This window comes from Streptomyces sp. NRRL WC-3549 (genome assembly GCF_000721935.1).
Taxonomy (GTDB): Bacteria; Actinomycetota; Actinomycetes; order Streptomycetales; family Streptomycetaceae; genus Streptomyces.
In genome coordinates, this window is sequence record NZ_KL585406.1 from 78887 (window position 1) to 82737 (window position 3851).

At 72.9% G+C, this 3851-nt stretch carries 4 protein-coding genes and 1 pseudogene; 1 reads left to right on the forward strand and 4 read right to left on the reverse strand.

Annotation, left to right across the window (positions count from 1 at the left end; genetic code table 11):
• The 4 genes from IH13_RS0119010 to IH13_RS0119025 form a co-directional block, all read right to left on the reverse strand.
• The coding region (locus IH13_RS0119010) for a reverse transcriptase-like protein (RefSeq protein WP_031086007.1) at positions 1–324 on the reverse strand (324 nt) is incomplete at its 3' end.
• The gene (locus tag IH13_RS0119015) at positions 324–1067 is read right to left on the reverse strand and encodes a zinc ribbon domain-containing protein (RefSeq protein ID WP_199814747.1); all 744 of its coding nucleotides are present in this window, start codon (positions 1065–1067) and stop codon (positions 324–326) included. The genes IH13_RS0119015 and IH13_RS0119010, both read right to left, overlap by 1 nt.
• Positions 1064–1900 carry a Nif3-like dinuclear metal center hexameric protein gene (locus tag IH13_RS0119020; RefSeq protein ID WP_031086011.1) on the reverse strand — a complete coding sequence of 279 codons (837 nt, stop codon included), beginning with the start codon at positions 1898–1900 and terminating at the stop codon, positions 1064–1066. The genes IH13_RS0119015 and IH13_RS0119020 overlap by 4 nt, the downstream gene beginning before the upstream one ends.
• A gap of 347 nt (positions 1901–2247) precedes the next feature.
• Positions 2248–3288: an ABC transporter substrate-binding protein gene (locus tag IH13_RS0119025; protein ID WP_031086013.1), complete on the reverse strand. Its 1041-nt coding sequence runs from the start codon at positions 3286–3288 to the stop codon at positions 2248–2250.
• Between the two features lie 198 nt (positions 3289–3486).
• On the opposite strand from IH13_RS0119025, the pseudogene IH13_RS44730 reads away from it, so the two are divergent.
• Positions 3487–3851, forward strand: a pseudogene (locus tag IH13_RS44730) (hypothetical protein); the annotation flags it as partial.

Here is a 3851-nt window from a genome sequence, read left to right on the forward strand (position 1 = left end):
GCCCGCGGCCCGGGCCGCGAGCGGCTTCATGTCGGGGTGCTTGATCTTCCAGCGGCCCGACATCTGCTCGACCACCAGCTTGGAGTCCATCCGGACCCGGACCCGCACGGGCGTGTCCGGGAACAGGTTCCGCACCGCCGTGAGACCGGCGATCAGACCCCGGTACTCGGCGACGTTGTTCGACGCGACGCCGATGAACTCGGCGGCCTCGGCGAGCACTTGTGCGGTGTCCTGGTCGATGACGACGGCACCGTACCCGGCGGGCCCCGGATTGCCCCGGGACCCTCCGTCGGCCTCGACGACCAGCTGGCGGGGGGCGGACATTAGAGGCCCGACTCCGAGGTACGGACCAGGATGCGGCGGCAGTTCTCGCAGCGCAGGACGGCGTCGGGGGCCGCCGCCTTCACGTCGTTGACCTCGGTGATGTTCAGTTCGAGGCGGCAGCCCTCGCAGCGGCGCTGGTAGAGCCGGGCGGCGCCGACACCGCCCTGCTGGGCCCGCAGCTTGTCGTAGAGCTTCAGCAGGTCGGCGGGGACGGCCCCGGCGACGACCTCGCGGTCCTTCGCGACGGTGGCGGCCTCGGTGTCGAGCTCCTGGGTGGCGGCGTCCCGGCGGGCGGTCGCGTCGTCGGCCTTCGCCTGCACGGCGGCCACGCGGTCGGTCAGCTCGGTGACGCGCTCCTGGGCGGCCTCGCGGCGCTCCATGATCTCCAGGACGACGTCCTCCAGGTCGCCCTGGCGCTTGGCGAGCGAGGTGATCTCGCGCTGGAGGTTCTCCAGGTCCTTCGGTGAGGAGACCGCGCCGGAGTCGAGCCGCTGCTGGTCGCGGACGGCCCGCTGGCGGACCTGGTCGACGTCCTGCTCCGCCTTGGTCTGCTCGCGGGCGGTGTCGCTCTCCTCGGTCTGCGAGGCGACCAGCAGGTCGCGCAGCTGCGCGAGGTCGCTGGTGAGCGAGTCGATCTCGGCGTGCTCGGGCAGGGAGTTGCGCTTGTGCGAGAGCTGCGACAGACGTACGTCGAGGGCCTGGACTTCGAGGAGTCGGATCTGGTCGGCGGGCGCGGCGTTCAGTTGGGGGCTCCAGAAGAGTGGTGGGTGGTCCAGGGGTCGGTGACCTGCTTCGAGACGTGGACCCGCAGGTCCCATCCGTGGCGGTCGGAAATCGTGTCGAGCTGCGCGGCGGCCTGCTCGCACCAGGGCCACTCGGTGGCCCAGTGCGCGGCGTCGACCAGGCCCAGCGGCGAGTGCTGGACGGCCTCGGAGGCCGGGTGGTGGCGCAGGTCGGCGGTGAGGAAGGCGTCCACACCGGCGGCGCGTACGGCGTCGAAGAGGCTGTCACCGGAGCCGCCGCTCACCGCGACACGGCGCACGAGGGCGTCCGGGTCGCCGGCCAGCCGGATGCCCTGCGCGGTGGCGGGGAGCCGGGCGGCGGCGCGGGCGGCGAAGTCGCGGAGGGTCTCGGGGCGGTCGAGCTCGCAGATCCGGCCGAGGCCGCGACGGCCGGCGGGGTCGGCCGGGTCGGGTACGAGGGGCCCGGCGACCCGCAGGTCCAGGGCGCCGGCCAGGGCGTCGGAGACGCCGGGGTCGGCGGTGTCGGCGTTGGTGTGCGCGACGTGCAGGGCGATGCCGTGCCTGATCAGCTCGTGCACGACCCGGCCCTTGAAGGTGGAGGCGGCGACCGTCGTCGTACCCCGCAGGTAGAGCGGGTGGTGGGTGACGATCAGCTGGGCACCGAGGGTGCGGGCCTCTTCGGCGATCCGGCGCACCGGGTCGACGGCGAAGAGGACCCGGTCGATCTCCGCGTCGGGGTCGCCGCAGACGGTGCCGACCGCGTCCCAGCCTTCGGCCCGCTCGGGGGGCCAGAGGGCGTCGAGCTCGGCGATGACTTCAGACAGACGGGGCACGGGGGAAAGGCTACCTGCCCTCGGTACCCGGTCGTCCCTGGCGGGGAGCACCAAGGGGGCACCACCGGAAGCCCGGCGAGCAGCACCCTCAGTGGCCGGCCGCCCGGGGGCGGGGCCGCGCGCGCCCGGCCGCACGCGCCTCCGGGGGAGGCGGACGCACGGACGGGCACGGAACGTTACGGTCCGCTACCGCACGAGGCCGGCGCGGGGGCCGTCACAGGGGTCCGCCGCCGGACCCCTCACTCCACGGGTCCGGCGCGGAGAACCGCCGCAGAGCCCGGCGCGGAAAGCTGCCGCAGACGACCCGGCGCGGAGCCCGTCACTTCACCAGGTCGGCGCGGAGGTCGTCACTTCACCAGGTCGGCGCGGAGGTCGTCGAGGACCAGGTTCGCGGAGGTGACGCCGAGACCGAGGTACCAGGTCTCGTCCGAGACGTCCTTGGCCCGCCCCGCCTTGACCGCCTCCAGGTTCTTCCACAGCGGGTTGGACCGGGCGGTGTCGCGCTTGGTGGCCTTCGGGTCGCCGTAGACGCCGGTGAAGATCCAGTCGGCGTCGGCCTGGTCGATGTTCTCGGGGCTGATCTCGGCGGCGAGGTCGTCGATCTGCTGGTTCTTCGGCCTCGGCAGGCCGACGTCCTCCAGGATCGTGCCGATGAAGGACGCCTTGGCGTAGAGCCGGATGCGGTCCGGCAGGTAGCGGACCATCGAGACGGTCGGCTTCTCGGGACCGATGTCCTCGCCCAGCTTCCGGGCCTTCGCCTCGTAGGCGTCCAGCTCGGCCTTCGCCTCGGCGGTCTTGTCGAGCGCGGCGGCGTTGAGGAGGTAGTTCTCCTTCCAGGTGAATCCCGGGCGGATGGAGAACACCGTCGGCGCGATCTTGGAGAGCTCGTCGTACTTGTCGGCCGCGCGCAGCTGGCTGCCGAGGATCAGATCCGGCTTCAGGCCGGCGATCGCCTCCAGGTTGAGGTTGTTGATCGTGCCGACGCTCTTCGGGGCGCCCGCCTTCTTCTCCAGGTACGAGGGGATGGCCGCGTCGCCCTCGGAGGGGGCGTAGCCGACGGGCTTCACGCCGAGGGAGACGACGTTGTCGAACTCGCCGACGTCCAGGACCACGACGCGCTGGGGAGCGGCCTTGAGCTCGGTGGTGCCCATGGCGTGGGTCAGCGTGCGGGGGAACTCGCCGGCCTTCGCGTCCGTGCCGAACTCCGCCGTCTTCTTCGCCGCGTCCCCGAAGTCCTTGCCGCCCGTGGCGACGGCCGCCTTCTTGTCGCCGCCCGCGTCCCCCTCGGCCGATCCGCCCGTCCCGTCGCCGCCACCACAGGCCGAGAGGGTGAGGGCGGCTGCTACCGCCAGGCCGACTGCGGCTGCGCCGCGGCGTCCAAGGGACATCTTCTGCTCCAGATCAGGCGTCACACAAGAAACACTAAGGAAAGCCTCACCTTAGACGCAGCGATCGTGCACAGCACACTCACCCGTGCTCTCTCCGTCGGTTACGGACATCACCACCCTTATGTGTGAAGTGCGGTGGCTGTTGTTGTTCGGCAGCGAGTACGAAACCTAGCTTCGGTTGCCGGAGGTGACCGCACCATGACTGCCTGTGCCGTCGAGAAGGAGACCGCCGGGGCCGCGAAGGCGGCCACGGCGGTGGAACCCGCGCCCGAGCCGGCGGAACCGGACGAACCCGGCGAGCCCGAGAAACCGGGCGCCGCCGGTACGCCGGGCGAAGGCACGGCACGCCGTGCGCCGGCCCCGGATGCCGCCCCCGGCGGGCCCACGCCACCGTCCCGGTCCGCCGGTACGGGCTGGACCCGCGTGGCCACCGCTCCCGCCAGGCCCCCGGCACCCGGCACGGCCACGGTGGCCACGCCGTCGCGCGCGCGTCCGGCCACGGATCCGGGCGCCGGCCCGGCGCCGCGCGTACCCGCCGTGCGCCCCGCGTCCCCCACCGGCCC